Source organism: Streptomyces sp. NPDC034086 (genome assembly GCF_055575515.1).
In genome coordinates, this window is sequence record NZ_JBVISM010000020.1 from 44,948 (window position 1) to 71,581 (window position 26,634).

At 73.8% G+C, this 26,634-nt stretch carries 24 protein-coding genes and 1 pseudogene; 13 read left to right on the forward strand and 12 right to left on the reverse strand.

Features of this window, described 5'->3' with window-relative positions; translation table 11 throughout:
* The 4 genes from ACZ514_RS29580 to hemL all read right to left on the reverse strand — a co-directional run bounded on the left by ACZ514_RS29580 (window position 1) and on the right by hemL (window position 4,884).
* A complete protein-coding gene (locus ACZ514_RS29580; RefSeq protein WP_468167479.1) occupies window positions 1–645 on the reverse strand; it encodes a TlpA family protein disulfide reductase in 645 nt (214 codons plus the stop codon).
* Between the two features lie 76 nt (window positions 646–721).
* Window positions 722–1,969, reverse strand: coding sequence for a polysaccharide deacetylase family protein (locus tag ACZ514_RS29585; RefSeq protein ID WP_469126113.1), 1,248 nt, complete (start codon window positions 1,967–1,969; stop codon window positions 722–724).
* Window positions 1,970–2,890: 921 nt separating this feature from the next.
* On the reverse strand, window positions 2,891–3,565 hold the full coding sequence (locus ACZ514_RS29590) for a histidine phosphatase family protein (RefSeq protein WP_468167475.1): 675 nt from the start codon (window positions 3,563–3,565) through the stop codon (window positions 2,891–2,893).
* Window positions 3,562–4,884, reverse strand: coding sequence for a glutamate-1-semialdehyde 2,1-aminomutase (gene hemL, locus ACZ514_RS29595; protein WP_469126114.1), 1,323 nt, complete (start codon window positions 4,882–4,884; stop codon window positions 3,562–3,564). Before hemL ends, ACZ514_RS29590 begins: the two co-directional genes overlap by 4 nt.
* 334 nt (window positions 4,885–5,218) lie before the next feature.
* Here hemL and ACZ514_RS29600 point away from each other — a divergent pair, with 334 nt between their 5' ends.
* Window positions 5,219–5,656, forward strand: coding sequence for a hypothetical protein (locus ACZ514_RS29600; RefSeq protein ID WP_468167901.1), 438 nt, complete (start codon window positions 5,219–5,221; stop codon window positions 5,654–5,656).
* Between the two features lie 171 nt (window positions 5,657–5,827).
* Here ACZ514_RS29600 and ACZ514_RS29605 read toward each other — a convergent pair whose 3' ends face one another.
* Complete coding sequence (locus ACZ514_RS29605) at window positions 5,828–6,430, reverse strand: DUF2867 domain-containing protein (RefSeq protein WP_468167471.1); 603 nt, start codon at window positions 6,428–6,430, stop codon at window positions 5,828–5,830.
* A 97-nt stretch (window positions 6,431–6,527) separates the two neighbouring features.
* Here ACZ514_RS29605 and ACZ514_RS29610 point away from each other — a divergent pair, with 97 nt between their 5' ends.
* Window positions 6,528–7,100: a TetR/AcrR family transcriptional regulator gene (locus ACZ514_RS29610; protein ID WP_468167469.1), complete on the forward strand. Its 573-nt coding sequence runs from the start codon at window positions 6,528–6,530 to the stop codon at window positions 7,098–7,100.
* Between the two features lie 73 nt (window positions 7,101–7,173).
* On the opposite strand, the gene ACZ514_RS29615 is transcribed toward ACZ514_RS29610, so the two are convergent.
* A complete protein-coding gene (locus ACZ514_RS29615; protein ID WP_468167899.1) occupies window positions 7,174–8,073 on the reverse strand; it encodes an NADP-dependent oxidoreductase in 900 nt (299 codons plus the stop codon).
* A 169-nt stretch (window positions 8,074–8,242) separates the two neighbouring features.
* On the opposite strand from ACZ514_RS29615, the gene ACZ514_RS29620 reads away from it, so the two are divergent.
* From ACZ514_RS29620 to ACZ514_RS29630, 3 genes are read left to right on the forward strand one after another with little or no spacing between them, the layout of a single operon-like run.
* Window positions 8,243–8,659 carry a winged helix-turn-helix transcriptional regulator gene (locus ACZ514_RS29620; RefSeq protein ID WP_468167467.1) on the forward strand — a complete coding sequence of 139 codons (417 nt, stop codon included), beginning with the start codon at window positions 8,243–8,245 and terminating at the stop codon, window positions 8,657–8,659.
* A 54-nt stretch (window positions 8,660–8,713) separates the two neighbouring features.
* The gene (locus ACZ514_RS29625) at window positions 8,714–9,451 is read left to right on the forward strand and encodes a Mut7-C RNAse domain-containing protein (RefSeq protein ID WP_468167465.1); all 738 of its coding nucleotides are present in this window, start codon (window positions 8,714–8,716) and stop codon (window positions 9,449–9,451) included.
* A gap of 40 nt (window positions 9,452–9,491) precedes the next feature.
* Complete coding sequence (locus tag ACZ514_RS29630; protein WP_469126115.1) at window positions 9,492–11,096, forward strand: FAD-dependent monooxygenase; 1,605 nt, start codon at window positions 9,492–9,494, stop codon at window positions 11,094–11,096.
* A gap of 51 nt (window positions 11,097–11,147) precedes the next feature.
* Here the strand turns inward: ACZ514_RS29630 and ACZ514_RS29635 are convergent, their stop codons facing one another.
* On the reverse strand, window positions 11,148–11,621 hold the full coding sequence (locus ACZ514_RS29635; RefSeq protein WP_469126116.1) for a hypothetical protein: 474 nt from the start codon (window positions 11,619–11,621) through the stop codon (window positions 11,148–11,150).
* Window positions 11,622–11,800: 179 nt separating this feature from the next.
* Between ACZ514_RS29635 and ACZ514_RS29640 the strand changes: the two genes are divergently transcribed.
* The 3 genes from ACZ514_RS29640 (at window position 11,801) to ACZ514_RS29650 (ending at window position 14,085) form a co-directional block, all read left to right on the forward strand.
* Window positions 11,801–12,133: a YnfA family protein gene (locus ACZ514_RS29640; RefSeq protein WP_468167459.1), complete on the forward strand. Its 333-nt coding sequence runs from the start codon at window positions 11,801–11,803 to the stop codon at window positions 12,131–12,133.
* A gap of 118 nt (window positions 12,134–12,251) precedes the next feature.
* Window positions 12,252–13,028 (forward strand): SDR family NAD(P)-dependent oxidoreductase, encoded by a 777-nt coding sequence (locus ACZ514_RS29645; RefSeq protein WP_468167457.1) that lies wholly within the window; start codon window positions 12,252–12,254, stop codon window positions 13,026–13,028.
* Window positions 13,029–13,287: 259 nt separating this feature from the next.
* Window positions 13,288–14,085: a hypothetical protein gene (locus ACZ514_RS29650; protein ID WP_468167455.1), complete on the forward strand. Its 798-nt coding sequence runs from the start codon at window positions 13,288–13,290 to the stop codon at window positions 14,083–14,085.
* Between the two features lie 96 nt (window positions 14,086–14,181).
* Here the strand turns inward: ACZ514_RS29650 and ACZ514_RS29655 are convergent, their stop codons facing one another.
* Window positions 14,182–15,375, reverse strand: a complete 1,194-nt coding sequence (locus ACZ514_RS29655; RefSeq protein ID WP_469126117.1) for an RtcB family protein — start codon at window positions 15,373–15,375, stop codon at window positions 14,182–14,184.
* A 186-nt stretch (window positions 15,376–15,561) separates the two neighbouring features.
* Between ACZ514_RS29655 and ACZ514_RS29660 the strand changes: the two genes are divergently transcribed.
* The 3 genes from ACZ514_RS29660 (at window position 15,562) to ACZ514_RS29670 (ending at window position 18,880) form a co-directional block, all read left to right on the forward strand.
* Window positions 15,562–16,467: a DUF3558 domain-containing protein gene (locus tag ACZ514_RS29660; RefSeq protein WP_469126130.1), complete on the forward strand. Its 906-nt coding sequence runs from the start codon at window positions 15,562–15,564 to the stop codon at window positions 16,465–16,467.
* Between the two features lie 134 nt (window positions 16,468–16,601).
* Window positions 16,602–17,408: a DUF3558 family protein gene (locus ACZ514_RS29665; RefSeq protein WP_468167451.1), complete on the forward strand. Its 807-nt coding sequence runs from the start codon at window positions 16,602–16,604 to the stop codon at window positions 17,406–17,408.
* A gap of 92 nt (window positions 17,409–17,500) precedes the next feature.
* Window positions 17,501–18,880 (forward strand): DUF2637 domain-containing protein, encoded by a 1,380-nt coding sequence (locus tag ACZ514_RS29670; protein ID WP_469126118.1) that lies wholly within the window; start codon window positions 17,501–17,503, stop codon window positions 18,878–18,880.
* 100 nt (window positions 18,881–18,980) lie between these two features.
* Here the strand turns inward: ACZ514_RS29670 and lysS are convergent, their stop codons facing one another.
* Window positions 18,981–20,717, reverse strand: a complete 1,737-nt coding sequence (lysS, locus tag ACZ514_RS29675) for a lysine--tRNA ligase (protein ID WP_468167447.1) — start codon at window positions 20,715–20,717, stop codon at window positions 18,981–18,983.
* 191 nt (window positions 20,718–20,908) lie between these two features.
* Here lysS and argS point away from each other — a divergent pair, with 191 nt between their 5' ends.
* Both argS and ACZ514_RS29685 read left to right on the forward strand, forming a co-directional pair.
* Window positions 20,909–22,669 (forward strand): arginine--tRNA ligase, encoded by a 1,761-nt coding sequence (argS, locus tag ACZ514_RS29680; RefSeq protein ID WP_468167445.1) that lies wholly within the window; start codon window positions 20,909–20,911, stop codon window positions 22,667–22,669.
* 204 nt (window positions 22,670–22,873) lie between these two features.
* Entirely contained in the window at window positions 22,874–23,671 is a 798-nt protein-coding gene (locus ACZ514_RS29685; RefSeq protein WP_468167895.1) for a VOC family protein, read from the forward strand.
* Window positions 23,672–23,833: 162 nt separating this feature from the next.
* On the opposite strand, the pseudogene ACZ514_RS29690 reads toward ACZ514_RS29685, so the two are convergent.
* The 3 genes and pseudogenes from ACZ514_RS29690 to ACZ514_RS29700 form a co-directional block, all read right to left on the reverse strand.
* Window positions 23,834–23,878, reverse strand: a pseudogene (locus ACZ514_RS29690) (hypothetical protein); the annotation flags it as partial.
* Between the two features lie 18 nt (window positions 23,879–23,896).
* Window positions 23,897–26,278: an ATP-binding protein gene (locus ACZ514_RS29695; protein WP_468700907.1), complete on the reverse strand. Its 2,382-nt coding sequence runs from the start codon at window positions 26,276–26,278 to the stop codon at window positions 23,897–23,899.
* Entirely contained in the window at window positions 26,275–26,622 is a 348-nt protein-coding gene (locus tag ACZ514_RS29700; RefSeq protein WP_468167441.1) for a hypothetical protein, read from the reverse strand. Before ACZ514_RS29700 ends, ACZ514_RS29695 begins: the two co-directional genes overlap by 4 nt.
* Window positions 26,623–26,634: the final 12 nt, after the last annotated feature.

Genomic DNA, 26,634 nt, shown 5'->3' on the forward strand with positions numbered 1-26,634 from the left:
TCACTGCTCCGCGAGGAGCGGGTCGATCATCGAGCGCAGCTGCTCCTCGTTGACCGCGACGAGGGTGCGGGCGGCGATCTTGCCCTGCTTGTCGAGGACGATCGTGGAGGGGATGGACTGCGCGTTCAGCGTGCCCTTGGGGAAGCGGAGCATCAGCTTGCCGTCCGGGTCGTAGAGGCTCGGGTAGGTGATCCCGAAGTTCTCCTCGAAGGCGGCGGCGTTCTGCTTGGTGTTGTCGCGGGTGTTGATGCCGACGAAGGCGACGTCCTTGCCGCCCTCGGCCATCTCCTTGGAGACCTTCGCGAAGTACGGGGCCTCGGCGCGGCAGGGCGGGCACCAGGAGCCCCAGACGTTGAGGACGACGACCTTGCCCTTGAGGGTGGTGGTGTCGAGCGTCTTGCTGTCGACGGTCTCCCCGTCGAGCTTCGGGGCGTCGACGCGGTCGGCCTTGGCGACGGTGGAGATGCCGCTGGGGCCGGTCACGTAGTTGCCTCCGGCCGAACCGGCCGGCTTGCCGCCGCTGCCCGAATCGCCGCACGCGGACAGGGTCAGGGCACTCGCGAGGGTGATCGCGGTCAGCAGGACGGCGCGGCCGCCGGCAGAGCGGCGGTTGCTTCGACGGACACGCGCGCGGCTAAGGCTCATGTGAAAAGTTTCGCATGACCGATTTGCGGATCTTCCGCACCCCCCGACGGGGTGTTAAGGCCCTGGTCAGGCCCGCTCAGGCGGGGGAGAACAGGCCGCGCCAGCCGCCGGAGGGGGACTGCCCCGGCCCGAGGGTGCGCAGCGCGGCCAGCACCGTGGGGTCCTGGACGTCCAGCCAGTCGGTGAACTGCCGGAAGGATACGAGGCGTACGTCCTTTTTGTCCGCCATGGTCTTGAGGGCCTCCTCGACGGCGTCCATGTAGATCCCGCCGTTCCACTCCTCGAAGTGGTTGCCGATGAAGAGGGGGGCGCGGTTGGTCTCGTACGCCCGCCGGAAACCGCCGAGGTAGGTGGCGGTGGCCTGGGCGCGCCAGTTGGGGTAGTTGCCCGGCATCCCCCTCGTACTGTTCCGCGACTGGTTGGCGAGGATGTTGTAGTCCATGGACAGCACCTCGAAGGAGTGGCCCGGGAAGGGCAGCGACTGCAACGGCAGGTCCCAGACGCCTCCCCTCTTCACCGGCCACCGCTGGAGGCCGCCAGGCGAACTGGAGTCGTAGCGCCAGCCGAGGTCCCGGGCGGCGGGGAGCAGCGCGTCCTGGCCGAGGAGGCAGGGGGTGCGGGCGCCGGTGAGTTCCTTGCGGTAGTCGAAGGGGAGCGGTTCGAGGTCGGTGAAGCCGGTGTGGGTCCGCCAGCGGGTGACGAAGGAGACCGCCTGGTCGATCTCGCTGCGCCAGTCCTCGGGGGTCCAGTGGGCGACGGAGCCGGGGCCGGAGCAGAAGTGGCCGTTGAAGTGGGTGCCGATCTCATGGCCGTCGAGCCAGGCCTGACGGACGTGGCGCAGGGTGTTGCGGACGTTCTCGTCCTTGAGGTAGCCGATGTCGGAGGCGCCGACGGGGTTGTTCGGGGGGTGGTAGAGGTCCCGCTTCGACTCGGGGAGGAGGTAGAGCCCGGAGAGGAAGAACGTCATGGCCGCGCCGTGGTCCCTGGCGAGCTTGAGGAAGCGCGGGAAGAGGCCGTTGCCGATCTCGCCCGCGCCGTCCCAGCTGAACACGACGAACTGCGGCGGCGTCTCGCCCGGCTGGAGCGGCACGGGCGGGGGCGGCTGGTGCGGCTGCGGACCGGCGTCGGCGGTGGAGCCGTCGCCGATGGGCCTGGCGCCGGGGGCTCCGCCGGAGGGCGCGGCACCCCGCGCGGCGGGGCGGCGGCCGGCGCCGCAGCCGGCGAGGGTGAACGGGGAGGCGGCGGCGGCCGCGACGGTGGCGGCGACGGCGCCGAGCCCGAGGCCGAGCGCGGTCCGCCTGCCGGGGTCGGGTACATCGCTCATGGAATGTCATATAAACGGACATTCCATGCCCCCGGGCCCCGACACGACGGCCACACCGGAACTCTCCCGAAACGGCCCCCACCGGTGACGGGGCCGCGCCTGCACGGAAACGAAACCCCGCGACACTGCCCCCGCCAGAAACCCGAGGGCCCGACCCCAAACCTTCCGGCGCCCGGGTCGGGCGCAGCCCGAGGGGGCCGGGCGCAGCCCGGGAGTCCGGGCGCAGCCCGGGAGTCCGGGCGCAGCCCGGGGGGGTCGGGCGCAGCCCGGGAGTCCGGGCGCAGCCCGGGGGGGTCGGGCGCAGCCCGGGAGTCCGGGCGCAGCCCGGGAGTCCGGGCGCAGCCCGGGAGTCCGGGCGGTCCCGGGTCGGGCCCGGCCCCGGTTCGCGCGCAGCCCGGTTCCAGGCAGCCCGGGGTTCGGGCACAGCCCCGATTCGCAGGTAGCCCGGGGATGCCGGGCCCGGCCCGAGGGTCCGGGTCCAGACGCCGGGGCGGGCGCAGCCTGAGGAGTCCGGGCGCAACCCGAGGGGTCCAGGCGCAGCCCTGGTTCGGACGCAGCCCCGGTTCGCAGGCAGCCCGAGGGTGCCGGGCCCCAGACCCCGGGGCGGGCGCAGCCTGAGGGGTCCGGGCGCAGCCCGAGGGGTCCAGGCGCAGCCCTGGTTCGGACGCAGCCCCGGTTCGCAGGCAGCCCGAGGGTGCCGGGCCCGGACCTCGGGGCGGGCGCGCCTGAGGGGTCCGGGCGCAGCCCGGGGGTCCGGGGCGCAGCCCCGGGGAACGGGCGAAGGGCGGGGGTAGGGGACCGCTCCGCGCAGCGGCGCCCCGGCCCGAGCCCCCGGGCGCGGGGGCTCGGGCCCTGAGACGGGTCCGGCGCGGCCCCGGGCGGGTTAGGGGCGCAGCCCGGGGGGTTCGGGCGCAGCCCGGGTTAGGCGCCGAAGGCCTTCGACTTGCCCTTCACCGGCTTCGCCCCCGCGAGGAGATGCGCCGGGACCAGGTCCCGCGCCGGTTCGCTGTAGCCCACCGACACCAGCTTGTCGCCCTGGTACGTGAACGACGTCAGCGAGGCGAGCGTGCACTGCCGCCGCCGCGGGTCGTGCCACAGCCGGCGCCGCTCCGCGAAGCTCCGTACGATCCAGATCGGCAGCTGGTGGCTGACCGCCACCGCCTCGTGCCCGCGCGCCGCGTCCCTCGCCGCCTCGATCGCGCTCATCATCCGTACGACCTGCTCGACGTACGGCTCGCCCCACGACGGCTTGAACGGGTTCGTGAGGTGCTTCCAGTTGGCCGGCCTGCGCAGCGCGCCGTCGCCGACGCCGAAGGTCTTGCCCTCGAAGACGTTGCCCGCCTCGATCAGCCGGCCGTCGGTGCTCAGCTCCAGGCCGTGCACCTTCGCGATCGGCGCGGCCGTCTCCTGCGCCCGCTCCAGCGGCGAGGCCACCACGTAGGTGACGTCCCGGTCCTGGAGGTGCTCGGCGACCCGGTCGGCCATCCGCCGGCCCAGTTCGGAGAGGTGGTAGCCGGCCCGGCGTCCGTACAGAACGCCCTCCGGGTTCTCCACCTCGCCGTGCCGCACCACGTGGACGACGGTGATGTCGCTCATGCCGTCGCCTCCGCGGCGGCCTGCGCGGCGGCCGGCAGCGCGGCCGCGATCCGCTCGACCGCCCGCTCGTCGTGGGCCGTGGACACGAACCAGGACTCGAACGCCGACGGCGGCAGGTAGACGCCCTGCGCCAGCATCGAGTGGAAGAACGCGTTGAAGCGGAACCCTTCCTGCTTCTTCGCGTCGTCGTAGTCGCGGACCGGGTCCGCGGTGAAGAACACCGAGAACATGTTGGACGCGGTCTGCAGCCGGTGCACCACGCCCTCCTTGCTCAGCGCCGCCGTCACCAGGCCCTGGATCTCCTTCGAGACCGCGTCGACCTTGTCGTACGCCGCCCCGTCCAGCAGCCGCAGCTGCGCGAGGCCGGCGGCGGTGGCGATCGGGTTACCGGAGAGGGTGCCCGCCTGGTAGACCGGGCCGGCCGGGGCCAGGTGGCCCATGACGTCGGCGCGGCCGCCGAACGCCGCCGCCGGGAAGCCGCCGCCCATGACCTTGCCGAAGGTCATCAGGTCGGGCTTGACTCCGTCCACCCCGTACCAGCCGGCGCGGGAGGTACGGAATCCGGTCATCACCTCGTCGGAGACGTACAGCGCGCCGTTCTCGCGGCACAGGTCGGCGAGGCCCTGGTTGAAGCCCTCGCCCGGGGTGACGACGCCCATGTTGCCGGGCGCGGCCTCGGTGATCACGCAGGCGATCTCGCCCGGGTGCGCGGCGAAGGCCGCCCGGACCGCGTCGAGGTCGTTGTAGGGGAGCACGATCGTGTCGCCGGCCTGCGCGCCCGTGACACCGGGGGTGTCGGGCAGCGCGAAGGTGGCCAGGCCGGAACCGGCGGCGGCCAGCAGCGCGTCGACGTGTCCGTGGTAGCAGCCGGCGAACTTGACGACCTTGGCGCGACCGGTGAAGCCGCGGGCCAGCCGGATCGCCGACATGGTCGCCTCGGTGCCGGAGGACACCAGGCGCACCTGCTCGACGGGCTCGACGCGGGCGACGATCTCCTCGGCGAGGGCGACCTCGCCCTCGCCCGGGGTGCCGAAGGAGGTGCCGCGGGCGACCGCCGCCTGCACCGCCTCGATCACCTCGGGGTGGGAGTGGCCGAGGATCATCGGCCCCCACGAGCAGACCAGGTCGACGTACTCGCGCCCGTCGGCGTCGGTCAGGTAGGGACCGGTACCGGACACCATGAACCGGGGCGTACCGCCCACGGCACGGAAGGCGCGGACGGGAGAGTTCACGCCGCCGGGGGTCACGAGGGACGCGCGCTCGAAGAGCGTCTGCGAAACTGGGGCTTCATACGGGTACGGGTAGCTCACACCAGCCATGGTCTCAGAGGCCGCGACAGACTTGCGGAGGGGCGTTTCACCGCGCCGCCTCGGGGGAGGTCACTGCCATGATGATCAGGCTGCGTGGCGGGGGCCGCGGGGCCGGGGCAGGCAATACGTGTCGGGTGGAGATATGCAACGCGGTGGTGGACCGGGCGAGGGTACGGACGGCCTGGACCCGCAGCGCGCCCGTGAAGCCCGCCGACGCGGCAAGCACCGGCGTCGCGCGGCCGAGGCCGATCCCGTACCGGGGCCGGTTCCGGCCCGTGCGCCGGGCGGCGAGGACGACACGGATGACCTGGACGACACCGGCGGCCTGCCCAAGGGCCGCGGCATGGGAGTGACGTACAAGTACTTCGGCGCCCCCGACGGCGCCACGGCCGCGCGGGTGCCGCAGACGATGCGGCCGGAGGAGCTGGGCGGCGACGAGCTCGGCATGGGCGGCATGTTCACCAGGATCAAGCCGGAGACGATGGCCGCGATGGTCCTGACCGGCATCGAGGGCATACCCCTGCACAAGGTGCCCCCGTTGGAACTGGTCGTCCTGCACCCCGACTACGCGGTGGTCAAGCTGCCCATGACGGTGGTGGACCCGCTGCGCGGGGTGGGCGAGGAGTCGGTGGGCGCGGCCGCCTTCATCTGGTCGACGGTTCCCGACCGGGGCGGCCCGCGCGACGCCTTCAACGTCTACCAGTTGCTGCACGAGTGGCAGGACTTCTCCCACCGCCTCCACGAGAACGGCCACCAGGCGTACTGCCTCGTCTGGCCCTGATCGTCCCGCGGCCTCCGCTCCGCCCCTGAGCGGCCCGCGGCCTCCGCTTGCCCCTGACGGTCCCCCGCCGGCACGTCCCCTGACGGTCCCCGGACGGGTCCCCGCCGGCGCGGCCCCGCCGACGCGGCCCCGCCGGCCCGGCGTCCGCCCGCCGGGCCGGGGCGCGGGCGGTCAGGCCGCGTCGCGCGCGGCGGTGTCCTCCTGCCACCTGCGGCCGATCGCCTTGATCAGCGCCGGGTAGACCCCCGCGTACCGGAAGGGCTTGATGGCGGCCATGTAAGCGGCGCCCAAGAAGCCGTTGGGCCTGACCAGGACGGCCATCTGCCCCCGGTGCCCGCCGAGGCCGTCCGGGACCCAGCCGATGTGCATCAGACCGTGCACGGTCTTGTTGCCCATCTCGGCGACCCACTCGTCGTGCGTCTGGTAGACGGAGGAGAAGGGGAGGGCGGAGAGGTCCGGGCCGCGCGGGCCCTCGGCGAGGTCCGCCGGCAGCCGCTCGCGCAGTGACCGCACCCGGCCGCCGACGCCGTCGCCGGGCTCGTCCCAGCCGAGCAGCGCCCCGAGCTTCCAGCGGATGGCGAAGAGGGCCCGGTAGAGGGGGGAGGAGATGCCGGAGGTCTCGCTCCCGCCGCTCGCGAACTGGGCGACCAGCTTCGCCAGGTCGTCGGGTCCGCCCGGTGTCGGCAGCGCCCACACGTCCTCGAGCTGGAAGTCGCCCGCGATCTCGTGGATCCGCCAGGGGCGGGAGGTGTGGGCGGTCCTGGGGAGTTTCATGCGTGTGCCCCTCCATCTATACGATGCCGTACAGATGGAGGCTAGGCCCGTTTATACGGAGCCGTATAGATCGACGCCACGTGACGGGAGACACACCATGGCCACCGCCCGCACCCCCCGCGGCACGTGGATCGAGGAAGGCCTGCGCGCCCTCGCCGCCGGCGGACCGGACGCCGTACGGATCGAAGCGCTCGCCCAGGCGCTCGGTGTCAGCAAGGGCGGCTTCTACGGGTACTTCCGCAACCGGGACGCGCTGCTGGAGGAGATGCTCGACACCTGGGAGCACGAGGTCGCGGACGGGGTGATCGAGCACATCGAGAGCGGGGGCGGTGACGCGCGGGCCAGACTGGACCGGCTGTTCACCTTCGTCGCGGAGTCGGCCGACGGCCCGGTCCGGGGCACGGCCGTCGACCTGGCCATCCGCGACTGGGCCCGCCGCGACCCGGCCGTCGCGGCACGGCTGCGCCGGGTCGACAACCGGCGGATGGACTACCTGCGCGCCCTGTTCGGCTCGTTCTGCCCCGACCCGGACGACGTCGAGGTCCGCTGCCTGATGGTGTTCTCGCTGCGGATCGGCGGCCGGTTCATCGCCGTCGACCACGGCGGCCGCAGCCACGCCGACATGATGGACCTGACCCGCCGCTGGCTCCTGCGCCCGCCCCCGGCCTGAGGGCCCCCCGCAGGCCGGCGGGCACCCTCCGCCCGGCGGGGCCGCCCGAGGCCGCGCCGCGCGGGGCCGGTCCTCAGGCGGCGGTCAGGACCAGGCGGCCGCGCGTGCCCGGGGCGGCGAGGGCGGCGTGGGCCGTGGCGGCTTCCGCGAGGGGGAAGGTCTGCGCCACACGGAGCGTCAGCGCGCCCGCGTCGACCAGCGCGGAGAGGCGGCCCAGCAGGGCGCCGTCCGGGGCGACCTCCTGCTCCTCCACCCGGATCCCCCGCTCCGCGGCCGGCGCCGCGCCCGGAATCAGGCCGACGTACGCGCCGCCGTCGCGGACGAAGCCCAGCGCCTCCCCGCCCATCACCGCCGCGTCCAGGACCCCGTCCACCGGCCCGGCCGGCGCCGACCCGCGCGCCACGAACTCCGCCGCGCCCAGGGAGCGTACGAGCTCCTCGTCCCCCGCGCCCGCCAGCGCCGTCACCACCAGCCCGGCCCGTGCGGCGAGCTGCACCGCGAGGCCGCCGACCACTCCGGCCGCACCGGTGACCAGGACCGAGCCGCCCGGCGCGAGCCCCAGCAGGTCCACCGCGCGGGCGGCCGTCAGCCCGCTCAGCGGCAGTGCCGCCGCGGCCGCGTCGTCCACCGACTCCGGGGCGGCCGCCACCGCCGAGGCGTCGAGCACCGCGTACTCCGCGTGCGTGCCGAGCGGCTTCACCGGGCCGTAGTGCAGCCCGACCACCCGGCGCCCCCGCGTCCAGCCGTCCACGCCGGGCCCGACCTCGTCGATCTCGCCCGCCACGTCCCAGCCGAGCCCGAGCCGCTGTCCGGCCCCGCCGAAGACGCCCGCGCGGACGGCGCCGTCGACCGGGTTCAGCCCGGCGGCGCGGACCCGGATCCGGACCTGCCCCGCCGCCGGCCGCGGCACCGCCACCTCGGCCAGCTCCACCCGCTCCGGCCCGCCGAAGGTGCTGACCACCACTGCCCGCATGGTCCGGTTCTGCTGCTCGCTCATGACTGTCTCCCCGTTCGTCACGTCGGTCACATCGGTCTCGTCCGGCCCGTTCGGCCGTTCCGATGACCACTAACTTAGGGAGAGGTACTCTCTTTTCGTAAGTACGCACTCGGGAGTGCGTACCCGACCCGGAAGTGGGCGATCCATGGCCACCCGCACCGCCGCCGCCCTCCGCGAGGAAGCCCGCGTCGCCTACGACGCCTTCGTCAAGGAGTGCCCCACCACGCAGCTCCTGGCCCGCATCAGCGACAAGTGGGTCGGCCTCATCGTCAGCGCCCTGGGCGAGGCTGAGCAGGGCTCCATGCGCTACAGCGAACTCGGCCGCAAGATCCCCGGCGTCAGCCAGAAGATGCTGACCCAGACCCTCCGCTCCCTCGAGCGCGACGGCATCGTCACCCGCACCGTCACCGCGACCGTCCCCGTCCGCGTCGACTACCGCCTCACCGAACTCGGCGGCAGCCTCGGCTGCCTCCTCTCCTCCGTCAAGCAGTGGGCCGAGAACCACTTCGACGAGGTGAGCGCCCACCGCGAGGCCTACGACCAGGCCACCGCCACCACCTGACCCCCCTCACAAATTCGGCCGCGCCGCCGCGTCACCCGATGGCATGCTGGGACCGTGAACGGTCCCGGTATCCACCTCACCCTCGCCCCCGAACTGCGCCTCTTCGTCCCGCCCAGCCGGCGCGCGGACCGCGTACCGACCGCCACGGACGGCGCCTCCAGCATCGGACACGTGGTCGAGTCCGCCGGTGTCCCGCTCACCGAGGTCGGCCGGCTGCTCGTGGACGGCAGGGAGGTCCCCGTCTCGTACGTGCCCCAAGCCGGCGAGTCGGTCGAGGTGTTCGGCGTGGACCGGCCCCAGCGGGTGCCCGGCGCCCCGCTGCGCTTCCTCCTCGACGTCCACCTCGGCACCCTCGCCCGCCGCCTGCGCCTGCTCGGCGTCGACGCCGCCTACGAGAACGAGGACATCGGCGATCCCGCACTCGCCGCCCGCTCCGCCGCCGAGCGGCGCGTCCTGCTCTCGCGCGACCGCGGCCTGCTCCGCCGCCGCGAGATCTTCGCCGGAGCGTACGTCTACAGCGACAACCCGGACGACCAACTCCGCGACGTCCTCGGCCGGTTCGCGCCCGAGCTGGCACCCTGGACCCGCTGCACCGCCTGCAACGGTCCGCTCCGCGAGGCGGACAAGGACAGCGTGGGGGACCGGCTGGAGCACGGGACGCAGCGCTCGTACGACGTGTTCGCGCAGTGCGCCGACTGCGAGCGCGTCTACTGGCGCGGCGCCCACCACTCCCGCCTGGAACGGATCGTCGGCGACGCCCTGGCCGAATTCGGCAACGGAGCCTCCGTGTAGCGCTGCCGGAGGCGGCCCCCGGCTGGCAGACTCCGGTGGCATGACTGCCGCTGACCACACCACCGGCACCACCCCCGACACCACCACCGACCTCTTCGACGTGGCCGTCGTCGGCGCCGGACCCACCGGGCTCCTGCTCGCCGGCGACCTCGCCGCCACCGGACTGTCCGTCGCCCTCCTCGAGAAACGGCCCCGCACGGCCGCCAACCTCACCCGCGCCTTCGCCGTGCACGCCCGCACCCTCGAACTGCTCGACGCGCGCGGGCTCGCCGACGAACTCGTCTCCACCGGCCGGCGGATCGACCAGTTGCGTCCCTTCGGTGGCATGGCCCTCCCCCTCCAACAGCTGCGTTCCCGCTACCCCTTCGTCCTCATCACCCCTCAATATGAGACAGAGAAACTGCTGGAGCGCCGCGCGTTGTCCACAGGGGTGGACATCCAGTACGACTGTCAGGTCGTCGGTCTCCGCCAGGACCACGACACCGTCACCCTCGAGGTCCGCGACGCCAACGGGACGGCCCGGTCCGGCAACACGGCCGACGCCACCCGCTCCGACGCCACCCACCCCGGCGGCACCCGCCCCGACGCCACCCGCTCCGGCGGCACCCCGCGCCTGATCCACGCGCGCCACGTCGTCGGCGCCGACGGCGTCCGCTCCACCGTCCGCGGCCTCCTCGGCCTCCCCTTCCCCGGCCGGGCCGTCGTCCGCTCCATGGTGCTGGCCGACGTCCGCCTCGATGACCCGCCCTCCGACGCCCTCACCGCCAACGGCACGGCCGACGCCTTCGCCTTCCTCGTCCCGTTCGGCGACGGCTACCACCGCGCCATCGCCTGGAGCCCCACCGCCCGGGCCGCCGACACCGACCCCGTGGACCTCGGCGAACTGCGCGCCCTGACCCGCGCCGCCCTCGGCAGCGACCACGGCATGCACGACCCGCGCTGGATGTCCCGCTTCCACAGCGACGAACGCCAGGTCCCCCATTACCGCGTCGGCCGCGTCTTCCTCGCCGGCGACGCCGCCCACGTCCACTCCCCCGCCGGCGGCCTCGGCATGAACACCGGGCTCCAGGACGCCGCCAACCTCTCCTGGAAGCTCGCCGCCGTCCTCCACGGCCGGGCCCCCGACCCCGAAGCGCTCCTCGACAGCTACCACCGCGAACGCCACCCCGTCGGCCGCCTCGTGCTGCGGATCAGCGGCACCCTCGTCCGGGCCGTCATCACCGGCAGCCCCGCCGTGCGCACCGCCCGCCGCCTCGGCGCCGGCCTCCTCTCCCGCCTCGGCCCCGCCCGGGACCGGGCACTCGGCCTGGTCACCGGCATCGGCATCGCCTACCCGCCCCCGCCCGGCACCCGCCGGCCCGGCCCCGCCGGCCGGCGCGCCCCCGACGTCCCCCTCGCCGACGGGACGCGGCTGTACGAGGCCCTGCGCGCCGGCGGCTTCGTCCTCATCACCCCGCCCGGCGCGGCCACCCCGCCCGGAGCCGGCCTCGCGCACCACCACTGGGCCGCGGAGGGGCGTACCGCCCGCGTCCTCGTACGCCCCGACGGCTACGTCGCCTGGAGCGCCCCCCGGGCGGGCGACGCCGAGACCGCCTCGGCCGTCGCCCGCTGGATCCTCCCGGGAAGCCGTGCCCCCAAGACGTGACGCCGCCCGGCGGAACGCGCCCGCGCCCCCGGGCCACCACGGGCCGGGGGCTCAGAACGCGTACGTGTCGCCCGTGTCGAGCGCCAGCACCAGGTGCTCGTTGTTGGCGCGGTTGCGGTCGGTCGCGCCCCCGTCCCACAGGGTGTCGATCCGCAGCGCGACCTCCGCCGGCCGCTCCCGCAGGCCCAGCAGCAGCGTGATGTGCCGTCCGCGTCCGTGCCGCGGCAGCGCGCCCGTCTCGCACACGACCTCGCGGCGCCCCACCCGCGCGCAGCCGCCGGCCGGCTCGTGGGCGTCGGCGAGGTCGGCGGACAGCCTCATCCGCACGGTGGCGTTCGGCACCTCCGCCGGCCCCTCGTTCTGCGGCACCATCCACACCTTCAGCTGCCCGTGCGCCAGCCGGACCCGCCCGTGGTAGGCCACGTCGGCCTCCGCGTCCGGGCCCGGCCGGGCATCCGCGGGTCCGGCCCCGCACAGCACCAGCAAGCCCGCCACCACCACACTGCGTACGGCACAACGGCGCACCGCCACCACCTCCTCGCGCGGACGGTAGCCACCCCGCGCAACCGCCGATCGGACCATCACACGAATGAGGGCGAGCCGTCCGCCGTCCGCCGTTCGCCGCCGCCCCGTCCGCCGTGCGCCGCCGCCCCCGGGCCCGCGCCCCGGCCCCGCGCCCCGGCCCGCTGCGTAGGCTTCGGGGCATGCTGATCGCCCGTTCCGCCGCCCTCTTCGCGCTCGCCGCCCTCCTCGAGATCGGCGGCGCCTGGCTGGTCTGGCAGGGCGTCCGGGAGCACAGGGGCTGGGCCTGGGCCGGTGCCGGCGTCATCGCCCTCGGCCTGTACGGGTTCGTCGCCACCCTCCAGCCCCAGGGCGACTTCGCCCGCGTCCTCGCCGCCTACGGCGGGGTCTTCGTCGCCGGATCGCTGCTGTGGGGCGTGGTCGCCGACGGCTACCGGCCCGACCGCTGGGACGTGGCCGGCGCGCTCGTCTGCCTCGCCGGGATGGCCGTGATCATGTACGCGCCGCGCCGCTGACCCGGCCTATGCTGGCCAGCGTTCGCCCGTACGAACGACCGAAACGCCGGGCGACGTCCCCCGCGACCCCGCGAACCGCGAACCGCGCGACCCCCGCGACCCACGAGGAGCCCCGCCCATGAGCACGCGCCCGGCCACCCGAACCGCCGTAGTCACCGGCGCGAGCAGCGGAATCGGCGCGGCCACCGCCCGGCAGCTCGCCGCGGCCGGCTACCACGTCGTCCTCACCGCCCGCCGCAAGGACCGCATCGAGGCCCTCGCCGCCGAGATCACCGGTGCGGGCCACCGGGCGACCGCGTACGCCCTCGACGTCACCGACCGGCCCGCCGTCGACGCCTTCGCCGCCTCCCTGGCGAGCCGCCCCTCCGTCGACGTACTCGTCAACAACGCCGGCGGCGCCATCGGCGCCGAGCCCGTCGCCACCGGCGACCCGGCCGACTGGCGCACGATGTACGAGGTCAACGTCATCGGCACGCTCAACCTCACCCAGGCGCTGCTGCCCGCCCTCGTGGCCTCCGGTGACGGCACGGTCGTCGTGCTCTCCTCCACCGCGGGCCACGCCACGTACGAGGGCGGCGCGGGTTACGTCGCGGCCAAGAACGGTGCCCGCGTGCTCGCCGAGACCCTCCGCCTGGAGATCGTCGGGCAGCCCGTCCGCGTCATCGAGATCGCGCCCGGCATGGTCAAGACGGAGGAGTTCGCGAAGACCCGCTTCCGCGGCGACTCCGCCAAGGCCGAGAAGGTCTACGAGGGCGTCGCGGAGCCCCTCACCGCCGACGACGTCGCCGACACGATCACCTGGGCGGTGACGCGCCCGAGCCACGTCAACATCGACCTGCTGGTGGTCCGCCCCCGCGCCCAGGCCTCGAACACGAAGGTGCACCGGGAGCCGTAACCCCCGGGGGACCGGCTCCGCGCCCTTCTCCGGCGGCGCGCACGCGGGCCGCCGGCTCCGGTCCGGCGGCCCTCGCACGCGTTCCGGGACCCGGCCGGCGCACGGAGCGGCGGCTCGGCCGATCGGCTCCATACGAGGCACCGATGTGATGATCAGACCTCGCGCCTCCCGTCGTACGGCGCGTGCCGCCCGAAGGATGCCGGTCGAGGCCGCTCAGGCCTCAAGGTCAGACCCCCGGTTCCCACGAGGAGCACCACACATGAGTCCTGAGACAAGGACACCGTCCCGCATGGGCCCGCTGCCCCGGCAGAGCAAGTGGCTCGCCGGCGGCGCGGTGGCCACGATGGCCATCGCGATGCTCGGCCTCTCCACCCCCGCACAGGCGGACACCGAAGCGCCCCGGACGGCGACGGCGGCCGCGGCGCAGGCCGGCGACAAGTGCGCGGACGACGAGGACTACGACGACCCGGACGTCAAGGGCGCCGCCACCAGCCCCGGCAAGGACAAGTGCGAGGGGAAGCCCGGCCCGCCCGGGCCTCCCGGCCGTGACGGCCGCGACGGCCGCGACGGCCTCCCGGGCCAGCCCGGCGTCCCCGGGCCGCCCGGACCTCCCGGACCGTGCGTCGACGTCTCGACCTCGTGGGACGAGGAAGAGGTCAAGTACAAGGCCGTACTGGCCCCCAACGGCACCGTCTGGGCCGGGGTGTACGACTTCAACGCGGAGAACCCGGCCGTCCCCGGCACGGGCCCCGCCTACACCTGGTACAACCTCACCGCGGGGTCGCCGACCTTCCCGGCCAACCCCTGTGGCGTGACGATCGCGGAGACCGCCAACCGCGTCATCGTCGAGGTGCTCACCACGGCCGGCACCCTCTTCGAAACCGAATGCGCGGTGAACCGCGGCGAGCCGGACACGCTCAACTGCCCGAGCCCGGTCGTCTGGACCCCGGCGAACCCCCAGCCGGGGGCGCCGCTGCCGCCGCTCAACCGGAAGACCCCGCTGAAGCCGAGCCACGTCGGCCCGGACATCGACAAGGGCCTCACCAAGACCGGCTGACGCCGCCGCCGGTCCCGCCGCGGACCGGACACGTACGCCGTGCCCGGAGCGATCCGGGCACGGCGCCGTGCGTCCGGCGGCACCCGGCCCCGGCCCTCAGCCCTTCACGCAGATGACCTGCTTCAGCTTCGCCACGACCCGCACCAGGTCCGTCTGCTGGTCGATGACCTGCTCGATCGACTTGTAGGCCCCGGGGATCTCGTCCACCACCCCGGAGTCCTTGCGGCACTCCACGCCCCGCGTCTGCTCCGCCAGGTCCCGCGCGGAGAACCGCTTCTTCGCCGCCGTCCGGCTCATCTTCCGTCCGGCACCGTGCGAGGCGGAGTTGAAGGACTTCTCGTTGCCGAGCCCCTTCACGATGTACGACCCCGTGCCCATCGAGCCCGGGATGATCCCGAAGTCACCGCTGCCGGCGCGGATCGCGCCCTTCCGGGTGACCAGCAGGTCCATGCCGTCGTACCGCTCCTCCGCCACGTAGTTGTGGTGGCAGCTGATCTCCTGCTCGAAGGAGACCTTCGCCTTCCGGAACTCCTTGCGGACGACCTCCTTGAAGAGGCTCATCATCGCCGCGCGGTTGTACTTCGCGTACTCCTGCGCCCAGAAGAGGTCACGGCGGTACGCCTCCATCTCCGGGGTCCCGGCGAGGAACACCGCGAGGTCGCGGTCGACCAGGTTCTGGTTGTGCGCGAGGTCCCGCGCCACGCCGATGTGGTGCGCGGCGAGCTCGTTGCCGATGCCGCGGGAGCCGGAGTGCAGCATCAGCCAGACCGCACCCGACTCGTCGAGACAGAACTCGATGAAGTGATTACCGGAACCGAGGGTTCCTATCTGCTTCATGGCCCGGTCGTGACGGAACTTGACCTCGTCCGCGAGGTAGTCGAAGCGCTCCCACAGGTCGGAGTACCCCGTCCCCGGGAACCCGTACAGCCGCGCCGGGTCCACCGGGTCCCGGTGCATCCCCGCGCCCACCGGAATCGCCTGCTCGATGCGCGAGCGCAGCTTCGACAGGTCCCCCGGGAGGTCGTTCGCCGTCAGCGAGGTCCTGACCGCCGACATGCCGCAGCCGATGTCGACGCCGACCGCCGCCGGGCAGACCGCGTCCTTCATCGCGATCACCGAGCCGACCGTGGCGCCCTTGCCGTAGTGGACGTCCGGCATCACGGCCAGGCCCTTGATCCAGGGCAGCCCCGCCGTGTTCTGGAGCTGCCGCATCGCGCTGTCCTCGACGGACGCCGGGTCCGTCCACATCCGGATCGGGACGTTCGCCCCGGATACCTCTACGTACGACATAAGACAACGATCCCCTGAAATCCACAGAAAAGTATGAATACGCGAAAAGCCGCGCTCATCACCCCGAAGCGGACAGGGAACCGGCGCCGGCACGTGCGTGTGCGATAGACATTGTGTCCATCCGTGCCCGAGTCGCGGCAACGGATTTTCCCGAGGGAGCCAGGGGAGCCAGTGGACGTGGACCGAATGCCGGCACACCGGATGCCGGTACGCCGCCGAGTCCTGCCGGGCGTCGCGATGCTCGCCGCCCTCGTGGCCGGCGCGACCGGGCTCACCGGGTGCACCGACGGCAGCGGCATCGCGACCAGCGACCAGAAGGGCGGCGGGAGCACCGCCACGCCCGCGCAGCCCGGCAAGTACCGCAGCCTGCCGCAGCCCTGCAGGGCCGCCGATCCCAAGCGGCTCAAGGTGATGCTCCCGGCCGCCGACTCGCTCACCACCGAACAGCGCGACCGGCTCTACGCCGGGACCGCCGACCCCTCCTACGACGGCGACCGGCACGTGGCCTGCCGCTGGAACGCGCAGAGCCCCGAGGGGAACCTGCTGCTGTCCGTCACCTTCGAGCGCGTCGTCTCGTACGACCGCGCCACCACCAGCGACGACGACAAGGCCCGCCAGGTCTACGTACGCCGGCTGACCGACGCGAAGCTGCCCTTCCCGGGGCCGACCGGCGGCCCCGTCCCGGGCGCCGGTAACGGTACGAGTACGAGTACGGCCCCCGGCGCGCCCCCCGCGAACCCCCCGGGCGGCAGCGCCGCACCCTCCCCCGCGGCCTCCGCTCCGGGTTCCGCTTCGCCGCCCGCCCCGGGCGCCCCGAGCGCACCGGGCGCCCCGAGCGCCCCGCCCGAGCTCGGCTCGCGCGTCCTGGAGGGGCTGGGCAGCGAGGCGTTCCTCGACGACAAGCTCGGCGCGGCCGGCGCCACCGCCGCGCAGGCGCGGACGGTACGGATCGTGTTCCGCACCTCGAACGTCCTCGTCACCGTCGCGTACAGCGTCCAGCCCTCCGGACCCGGATCGGTACCCCCGAGCGCCGAGACGCAGGAGCGGACGCGCCAGTTGGCGCAGGCCCTGGCCGAGCGTTTCAGCGAGTGACGGCGCCGCCCCCAGGGGGCGCGCACGCCCCGCGTGACGGCGCGCACAGCAGGCGGGCGCCCGCTCGGGCTACCGTTGCTCGGGTCCCGCGCCCGTAACGCGCCCCGCAGAAGACCCCAACGTCTGAAGGAACCATGCACCGATCAGCCTCGCGCCTCACCCGCGTTCTCGCCTGCGCAGCCGTCCCGGTCATCCTCACCGTCGCCGGCTGCTCGTCCGACTCGGGCAAGTCCTCGGGCGGCAAGGACTCCGGCAAGAAGTCCGATTCCTCCTCGTCCGCCAAGCCGAACGCCAAGCCCTCGGCCGCGCTGGAGAAGGTGGCCTACGCGAAGCTGCCGGACCCCTGCAAGGCGCTGGCCGGCAAGAGCATCGACTCGCTCGTCCCCGAGGCGAAGGACAAGAACGGTACGGCGGCCAAGTCGAACGACCTGTCCAACCGCGCCAGCTGCTCCTGGAACGGCCTCAAGACGGACGGCACGAAGGGCTCGCAGTACCGCTGGCTCTCCGTCTCCCTGGTCCGCTACGACTCGCACGCCTCCCTCGGCAGCGGCAACAAGCGCGCGGAGGACCAGTACAACAAGCAGATCGAGCTGGCGAAGGCCACCGAGGGCGCGCACGACGTCAAGGCCGAGCAGGCCGGCGGGATCGGCGACCAGGCCACCTCCGTGGTCTACGGCGTGAAGAAGGACGTCGACTTCGCCAACAACTCGGTCGTCGTCCGCACGCAGAACGTCGTGATCACCCTCGACTACAACGGTGCGGCCTACGAGGGCGCCGGCGCCCCCGACCAGGGCAAGCTGCTCCAGGACGCGATCGCCGCGGCCAAGGAGACGGTGGCCTCGGTCGAGTCCGCCAACAAGGACGGGGGCACCGCCCCGTCGGACGCGCCGTCCGGTTCCGCTTCGCCTTCCGCTTCCGCGTCTGGGCCGTCCGGGCAGTAACCCCGCCGACAGGAGGGGCCCTACGGCACGGGTGACGCGCAGTCACCCGTACGCTGTGCCTGCCGTAGCTCGACAAGGGGAGGGGATCACGGGTGGCCGCGATGCAGCTGACTCGTACGCACCGGATACTCATCGGTGTCGTGGTCGCCGGAGCCGTGGTCATCGCGGGGATCGGTTTCGCGGGCTCGTATTCCGCGGTGCGCGCGCTGGCCCTGAAGAAAGGCTTCGGCAGTTTCTCGCTGGTGTTCCCGATCGGCATCGACGCGGGCATCTGCGTGCTGCTGGCGCTGGACCTGCTGCTGACGTGGATCCGCATCCCGTTCCCCCTGCTGCGCCAGACGGCGTGGCTGCTGACGGCGGCGACGATCGCGTTCAACGGCGCGGCGGCCTGGCCGGACCCGCTGGGCGTGGGCATGCACGCCGTGATCCCGGTGCTGTTCGTGGTCACCGTGGAGGCGGCCCGGCACGCCGTGGGCCGGATCGCGGACATCACCGCGGACCGGCACATGGAGGGGGTGCGGATCACCCGCTGGCTCCTCTCCCCCGTGCCCACCTTCAAGCTGTGGCGCCGGATGAAGCTGTGGGAGCTGCGCTCCTACGAGCAGGCCGTCGGCATGGAGCAGGACCGGCTGATCTACCAGGCGCGGCTCCAGGCCCGGTACGGGCGGGCGTGGCGCCGCAAGGCGCCCGTGGAGGCGCTGATGCCGCTGCGGCTGGCCCGGATCGGCGTGCCGCTCTCGCAGACGGCCCCCGAGGGGCTGGCGGCGGCGGGCATCGAACCGGTCCTGCTGCCCCCGGCGGCCCCGGCACCGGCCGCGGCCACGGCCGCGCCGGCCGCCGTCCAGCCCGGCGTCCCGGCCGCGCCCGCCCTGCCGGCCGCACCGGCAGGGGCCGAGCCCGCCGCAGCCGCGGGTGACGCGGGGGCCGTCGATGCCGCCGGCGCCGTCGGTGACGCCGGCGACCAGCCCGCCGGGCCCCGGCCGCAGGACCCGCTGCCGCGGCCCCCGCAGCCCCGCCAGCCCCAGCCCCCCGTCCCCGCCCCGGCGCCCGCCCCCTTCGCGGTCGAGCCGACGGCCATGCCGGCCGCGCACGACAGCGCCTGGTTCGCGGCGCCGCTCGCGCCGCAGGCCTCGTACGAGGGCGGCTACGACCCCCAGTACGTCGAGGGCCTGGAGCCGACCCCGGTCATGGCTCCGGCCGGCCCCGGCGAACGGTCCGGCCCCGCGGACACGGCCGCCGCGCCCGACACCGACGCCGACGCCGACGAGGAGAAGTTCCGGGAGGCCGCCTACGAGGTCTTCCGGGCGTACATCGACGAGTACGCCCAGGTCCCGAGCCCCGCGCAGCTGGAGGAACGCCTCTCCGAGCGCCTCGGGATCGCGGACCCGCCCAGCGCGGCCGCGCTCAAGCGGCTGATCCCCGCCCTCAAGGAGCGCTACCAGCGGGACCTCATGGACGAGCACATCTCTTAGGCACACCCGGCCGCGCCCCCGGGCCGGACGACCACGCAGAAGGGCCCGTACCCCCGGCGCACCAGGGGTACGGGCCCTTCCCGTCGGGCGTGGCGCCGCGTCAGACCGCGAGCAGCTTGCGCACCCGCTCCGCCCCGACCGCCAGCAGCAGCGTGGGCAGGCGCGGACCGGTCTCCCGGGTCACGAGCAGCCGGTACAGCAGGGCGAAGAACTCGCGCTGCGCGACCTTCAGCTCCGGCGTCGGCTTGGCGTCCGGCTCCAGCCCGGCCATGACCTTCGGCACGCCGTAGACGAGGGTGGTGAGCCCGTCCAGCGACCAGTGCGAGTCGAGGCCGTCCAGCAGCAGCCGCAGGGACGCGCGCCCGGCCTCGTCCAGGGAGGACAGCAGCTCGGTGTCGGCGTCCTCGCGGACCAGGGTGCGCTGGTCGGCCGGGACCTGCGTGGTGATCCAGTTCTCGGCGCGGTCCAGGCGCGGCCGTACCTCGTCGAGGGAGGTCAGCGGCTGCGACGGGTCCAGGTCGGAGAGGATCCGCAGCGTCTGCTCGTCGTGCCCGGCGGTGATGTCGACGACCGACGCGAGGGTGCGGTACGGCATCGGACGCGGGGTGCGGGGCAGTTCGTGCGAGGCGACGCGCACGGCACGGGAGTGGGCGGCGGCGTCGGCCGGCAGCACGCTGCCGTCGGCGACCTTGGCCTCCAGCTTGTCCCACTCGTCGTACAGGCGCTGGATCTCCTGGTCGAAGGCGATCTTGAAGGACTGGTTCGGGCGGCGGCGCGCGTACAGCCAGCGCAGGAGCTGCGGCTCCATGATCTTCAGCGCGTCGGCCGGGGTCGGGACGCCGCCCTTGCTGGACGACATCTTCGCCATGCCGGAGATGCCGACGAAGGCGTACATCGGGCCGATGGGCTGCTCGCCGCCGAACAGGCCGACGATCTGCCCGCCGACCTGGAAGGAGGAGCCGGGCGAGGAGTGGTCGACGCCGGAGGGCTCGAAGACGACGCCCTCGTACGCCCAGCGCATCGGCCAGTCGACCTTCCAGACCAGCTTGCCGCGGTTGAACTCCGACAGCTTGACGGTCTCGGTGAACTCGTCCTCCGTGCAGACGTAGGTCAGCTCGGTGGTCTCGTCGTCGTACGCCGTGACCTTGGTGAAGTCCTTGTTGCACGCCCCGCAGTACGGCTTGTACGGGAAGTACTCCGCGCCCTCGGCGCTGCCGTCGTCCTCGGCGGCCGCGCCCGAGCCCTCGGCGGCCTCCAGCTCGGCCTCGTCGACCTGCTTCTGCTGGGGCTTCTTGCCCGGCTTCTGCTTGGTGCGGTACTGGGCGAGGACGGCGTCGATGTCACCGCGGTGCTTCATCGCGAACAGCACCTGCTCGCGGTAGGCGCCGGAGGTGTACTGCTCGGTCTGGCTGATCGGGTCGTACTCGACGCCCAGCTCGGCCAGGGAGGCGACCATCGCGGCCTTGAAGTGCTCGGCCCAGTTCGGGTACGGGGAACCCTCGGGCGCGGGCACGGCGGTCAGCGGGCGGCCGATGTGCTGGGCGTGGGACTCCTCGCTGACACCCGGGATGCCCTTGGGGACCTTGCGGTAGCGGTCGTAGTCGTCCCAGGAGATGAGGTGGCGGACCTCGTGGCCCCGGCGGCGGATCTCGTCCGCGACCAGGTGGGGGGTCATGACCTCGCGCAGGTTGCCCAGGTGGATCGGCCCGGACGGGGACAGTCCGGACGCGACGACGATCGCTTTGCCCGGGGCTCGGCGCTCCGCCTCGGCGATGACCTCGTCCGCGAAACGGGAGACCCAGTCGGTCTCTGTGCTGCTCTGAGCGCTCTGAGCCACGACACGTCCTTCTATCTCGAATGCTGGCTTCGGCCATTCTCCCAGACGGAACAGCCCGCTCCGGGGTTGCTTCCACGCCTCGGTACGCACGGAGATATCCCGGGGAGCGGGCACCCGCCGCGTGGGATACTCGGGACTTGTCGGAACACCCAAGCGCACGCGCACGCGCAACCTCACAGGAACGGCAGCTCATGGCCTCGGTCCCTTCCCTCGCTTCCTCCGTCGAACAGCGCGTCTCGGACGCCCTCGCCTCCGCCCTGCCGGAGGCCGGTGCCGCCGACCCGCTGCTGCGACGAAGCGACCGGGCCGACTTCCAGGCCAACGGCATCCTGGCGCTCGCGAAGAAGGCCAAGGCCAACCCGCGCGACCTCGCCGCCACCGTCCTCGAGGGCCTGGACAAGGGCGGCGTGATCAAGGACGTCGAGGTCTCCGGCCCCGGCTTCCTCAACATCACCGTCTCCGACGAGGCGATCATCCGGACGCTGGCCGCCCGCGCGGCCGACGACCGGCTCGGCGTGCCGCTCAACCCGTCCGCCGGCACCACGGTGATCGACTACGCGCAGCCGAACGTGGCGAAGGAGATGCACGTCGGCCACCTGCGGTCCGCCGTGATCGGCGCCGCGATGGTCGAGATCCTGGAGTTCACCGGCGAGAACGTGATCCGCCGCCACCACATCGGCGACTGGGGCACCCAGTTCGGCATGCTGATCCAGTACCTGCTGGAGCACCCGCACGAGCTGGACCACGAGTCGGACGAGGAGGTCTCCGGCGAGGAGGCCATGTCCAACCTCAACCGCCTCTACAAGGCCTCGCGCGCCCTCTTCGACTCCGACGAGGAGTTCAAGACGCGCGCCCGGGCCCGGGTGGTCGACCTCCAGGCGGGCGACCCCGAGACCCTGGCGCTGTGGCAGCGCTTCGTGGACGAGTCGAAGATCTACTTCTACTCCGTCTTCGACAAGCTGGACATGGACATCCAGGACGCCGACGTCGTCGGCGAGTCCGGCTACAACGACATGCTGGTCGAGACCTGCAAGCTGCTGGAGGAGTCGGGCGTCGCCGTCCGCTCCAACGGCGCGCTGTGCGTGTTCTTCGACGACGTCAAGGGCCCCGACGGCAACCCGACCCCGCTGATCGTCCAGAAGTCCGACGGCGGCTTCGGCTACGCCGCCACCGACCTCTCCGCGATCCGCGACCGCGTCACCGGCCTGTCCGCGACGACCCTGATCTACGTGGTGGACGCGCGGCAGTCGCTGCACTTCAAGATGGTCTTCGAGACGGCCCGCCGGGCCGGCTGGCTGGGCGACGACGTCAAGGCCGTCCAGCTGGCCTTCGGCACGGTCCTCGGCAAGGACGGCAAGCCGTTCAAGACCCGCGAGGGCGAGACGGTCCGTCTGGTGGACCTGCTGGACGAGGCCGTCGAGCGGGCGGCGGCCGTCGTGCGGGAGAAGGCCCAGGACCTCACGGAGGAGGAGATCGCCGAGCGCGGCGCCCAGGTGGGCATCGGCGCGGTGAAGTACGCGGACCTCTCCACCTCCGCGGCGCGCGACTACAAGTTCGACCTGGACCAGATGGTCTCGCTGACCGGTGACACGTCCGTGTACCTCCAGTACGCGTACGCGCGCATCCAGTCGATCCTGCGCAAGGCGGGCGAGGCCCGCCCGGCCGCCCACCCCGAGCTGGAGCTGACGGCCTCGGAGCGCGCGCTGGGCCTGCACCTGGACGGCTTCGGCACGCTGATCGCGGAGGCCGCGGCCGAGTACGCCCCGCACAAGCTGGCCGCGTACCTGTACCAGCTGGCCTCGCTGTACACGACGTTCTACGCGGAGTGCCCGGTGCTCAAGGCGGACACCCCCGAGCAGGTCGAGAACCGCCTGTTCCTGTGCGACCTGACGGCCCGGACCCTGTCGAAGGGCATGTCCCTCCTCGGCATCCGCACCCCCGAGAAGCTCTGACGTCCCACGCGACGACCCCCGGCGCGGGTGCACCGGGGGTCGTCGCGTTTCCCGGTCGCACCCCGCGAGGGCGACGTACGTCGCGTCGTACGCGGAGCGGTTCGACGGCGGGTCACCCGTACGGGCCGATTCCGGCCGGGCGGGGGCCGGGTAGGGGTTGGCCCGTCCTTCCCCAGCACCCCGACGGAGGCATCCGTGCCCGACATGAACGGCCCCTACAAGCCCGGCACCCCCTGCTGGATCGACCTGATGGTCCCCGACCAGCAGGCGGCCCTCGACTTCTACTGCGACCTCTTCGGCTGGCAGGGCGAGGTCGGCCCGGCCGAGCAGGGCGGCTACTCCGTCTGCACCCTCAAGGGCAAGCCGGTCGCGGGGATCATGAAGGCGATGAACCCGGACGGCACGGTCCCCGACCCGCTGCCGCCCACGGTGTGGACCACGTACCTGTCCACGGACTCCCTCGACTCCACCCTCAAGTCCGTCGTCGACGCCGGCGGCACGGTCATGATGGGGCCGGTGAACGTCATGGACCTCGGCCGGATGGCCGTGGTCGCCGACCCCGCCGGCGCCGTCTTCGGCCTGTGGGAGCCGGGCACCTTCGACGGCGCGGGCATCGTCAACGAGCACGGCGCGCTGATCTGGAACGAGCTCACCACCAGCGACCTCGAGGGCGCCGCCGCCTTCTACTCCGCCGTCCTGCCGGTCACCACGGCCCGGTCCGAGATGCCCGGCTCCGACGGGTACGTCGAGTTCAAGGTCGGCGGCCGCGCGGTCGCCGGGATGATGGACATGAGCAAGCTGCCGCCGGGCGTCCCGCCGCACTGGCAGCCGTACTTCCACGTGGACGACGTGGACGAGGTCCAGGCCGCCGCCGTCCGCGCCGGCGCCACCGTCCTCGCCCCGGCCTTCGACATGGCGGTCGGCCGCATGGCCGTCCTCGCCGACCCCCAGGGCGGCGGGTTCTCGGTCATCACGGCGACGGCCCCGGAACAGCCCGCCTGACCCCCCGTCCCCACCCTGTGGACAACGCGCCGCCCTCCTCACCCGGGGCGGCGCGCGTGCCTCGGCGGTTCCGCGATGGACTCCATCAGGACCTGCGCGTTGCGTGGCGAGCGCAGGAGGTGGACGGGTCTCCTGCCAGGACCGGAAGTCCTCGGCGGACATGATCACGACATCGCCGTGCTCCCTGGAGGTGACCTCTACGGGCAAGGGATTCCGGCTGCCGGATCACCGGCGCCGTCGCCGGCGGCGGCGACCGGCTTCCCCTTCCCGCAGCTCGGCGGCCGCCGCCCGCATCGCGTCCTCCTGCGCGGTGTCGCCGGCCACCGCGAAGAGCCCGGCCGCCCGCTCGAACACCTCGGCGGCCTCCGCGTGGCGGTCGAGGGAGTACAGCGTGAGCGCCAGCCCGTTGGCGAAGGCGGCCTCGCCGCGCCGGTCCCCGGCCTCCGCGAAGAGGGAGCAGGCCCGCTCCAGCATCTCCCGCGCCTGCTCCCGCCTCCCCGCACGGCGGTGGAGCAGCCCCAGGTTGCCCAGGACCTCCCCTCGGTCGTAGGGGTCCCCCTCCTCCGTGGCGATGCCGAGGGCCTCCTCGTACCGCGCGGCGGCCTCCTCGTCCCGCCCCAGCCGCACCAGCGACCCGGCGAGGGCGGTCAGCGTCCGGACCGCCTGCTTGTCGTTGCCGAACTCCCTGTGGGTGGCGAGCGCCCGTTCCCGTGCGGCCACGGCCTCCTCCGGCCGCCCGGCCCGCCAGAGCACGTCCGCGAGGGAGTTCAGCGAGGACGCTTCCCGGTGGGAGTCGTTCAGCTCGGTCATGAGGGAGACCGACTGCCGCAGCACGGCGACGGCCTCGTCCATACGGCCCGCCCGCTCGTAGATCCGTGCCAGGCCGGACAGGACGGTGCCCTCGGCGTGCCGGATGCCCCGCTCGCGGAGGATGCCGAGGGCCTCCTCCATCGCCTGCTCCGCCTCCGCCCACCGGTCCGTCGCGACGTACACACTGCCCAGCATGTTCAGGGCCTTGCCCTCGCCCATGGGCGACCCGTTCTCCCTGAACACCGTCAGCGCGCGCGTGAGCAGCTCCTCCGCCTCCTCCAGCCGGTCCGCGCCGAGCCACGCCAGGCCGAGGTCGTAGAGCCGGCCGCCGAGCTCCTCGGCGCTCCCCCTGCCCTCCGTGGCCGCGAGGAGCAGGCGCGCCACCGTCAGCGCGTCCTGCCGGTACCGGTAGATCTGGAGGTACGACATCAGGCGCGTGCCCAGTTCCACGGCCCTCCCCGGCCGCCCCGAGTCGACGGCGAAGCCCACGGCGGCGACCAGCCCGGCGCGTTCGGCGCCGAGCCACTGCAGGGCCTCCTCCATCGAGGGCAGCCCCGGCCCGTCTTCCCTCGGCGTGTCCAGACCGAGGACGTGCCGCGCCGCCCCGGCCTGGACGATCAGGCACTCCAGCAGGGCGTCGACCGCCTCCTGCCGCCCGTCCTCCGCCGCGCGCTCCTCGCCCCGCTCCCGCGCGTACAGCCGCACCAGGTCGTGCATCCGCCAGCGCCCCGAGCCGACCGGTTCCTCCGCCAGCAGGGAGGCCCGTACGAGCGCGGCCAGCGCCGGGCGCAGCTCGGCGGGCGGCACCCCGGCGAGCAGTGCGGCGTACTCCGTGGCGCAGTCCGGGCCCGGGTTCACCGTCAGCAGCCGGAAGACGCGGGCCTGGTCGGCCGGGAGGCGCCCGTACGAGAGGTCGAACGCGGCCCGGACCCCGTCGTCCAGCTCCGAGTCCAGCTTCGCCAGCCGGGTCCGCGCGTCGGCCAGCTGGGCCGCCAGCTCCGTCACGCGGAGTCCCGGATCGCCCGCCAGCAGCGCCCCCGCCACCGTCAGGGCCAGCGGCAGCCGCCCGCACCGCTCCGCGACCTCGCGCAGCGCGTCCGCCTCCGCCGCCGGGCGGGGGTCCTGCGGCCAGGTGCGCAGCACCGCCCCGGCGAGGAGCTCGGCGGCGGCGTCCGGCGCCAGCTCGTCGAGCGGGACCACGCGGGCGGAGAAGTCCCGGTGGACGAGCCGGTGCCGGGAGGTCACCAGCAGCCGGTGCGCGGTCCCGGCCGGTACGAGGTCCCGTACCTGGCCCACCTCGCCCGCGTCGTCGGCGACGATCAGCACCCGCCGCCCCGCCCGGGCGAACTCCGCCAGCCTGGCCTGGTACAGCGCCGCCCGGCCGTCCTGGGACTCCGGCATGTCGGTGTCGCGGATCCCGAACCGGCGCAGCATCTCCCGTACCGCCTCGGGGCCGCTCACCCCGCCGCCGGGGGCGTACCCGCGCAGGCGCAGGAAGAAGACGCGGTCCCCGAACCAGCCCAGCTCCACCGCCCGGTGCGCCGTCGCCACGGCGAGCGCGCTCTTGCCGACGCCCGCCAGGCCCGCCACGACGGCGACCGTGGGGCCGCCCTCGGCCAGGAGGGCCGTCAGCTCCCCGGCCGGCCCGTCGCGCCCGACGAGTACGGCGGGCGCCTCGGGCAGTCCGAGCCCGGCCCCCGGCGCGGGTCCGGCCCCCGGGGCGTAGGTGACGTGGTCACCGGCGACCTGGGTGATCCGGGCGCTGCCCCCGGCCCGCGCCCACTGTCCGGCCGTCACGGGGACGGCTCGCCGGGTGCGTCACCGCCGCCGCGCTGCTGGACCCTGGCGTCCCCGTCGGCGCGGGCCCACTGGTCGACCCGGCCGGGGGCGGCGGGGCCGCCGTCCTGGGTGATCTGCGAGGTGCCGGAGGCGCGGGCGCGCTGCCGTACGGAGTTCCCGTCGCCCCCGGCGCCGCTCCCGGCCCACCAGCCGCCGACCAGCGCGATGACGGCGGCCATGGCCCCGCCGAACCCCGCGGCGACGGAGGCCCGGTCGGACTCCTTCTCGGGGAACCAGCCGAAGGGGTCCCACAGCCCGGTCCTGAAGGCGATCAGGAACCCGGCCCCGGTGGCCGCGACCACCCCAACCCACCG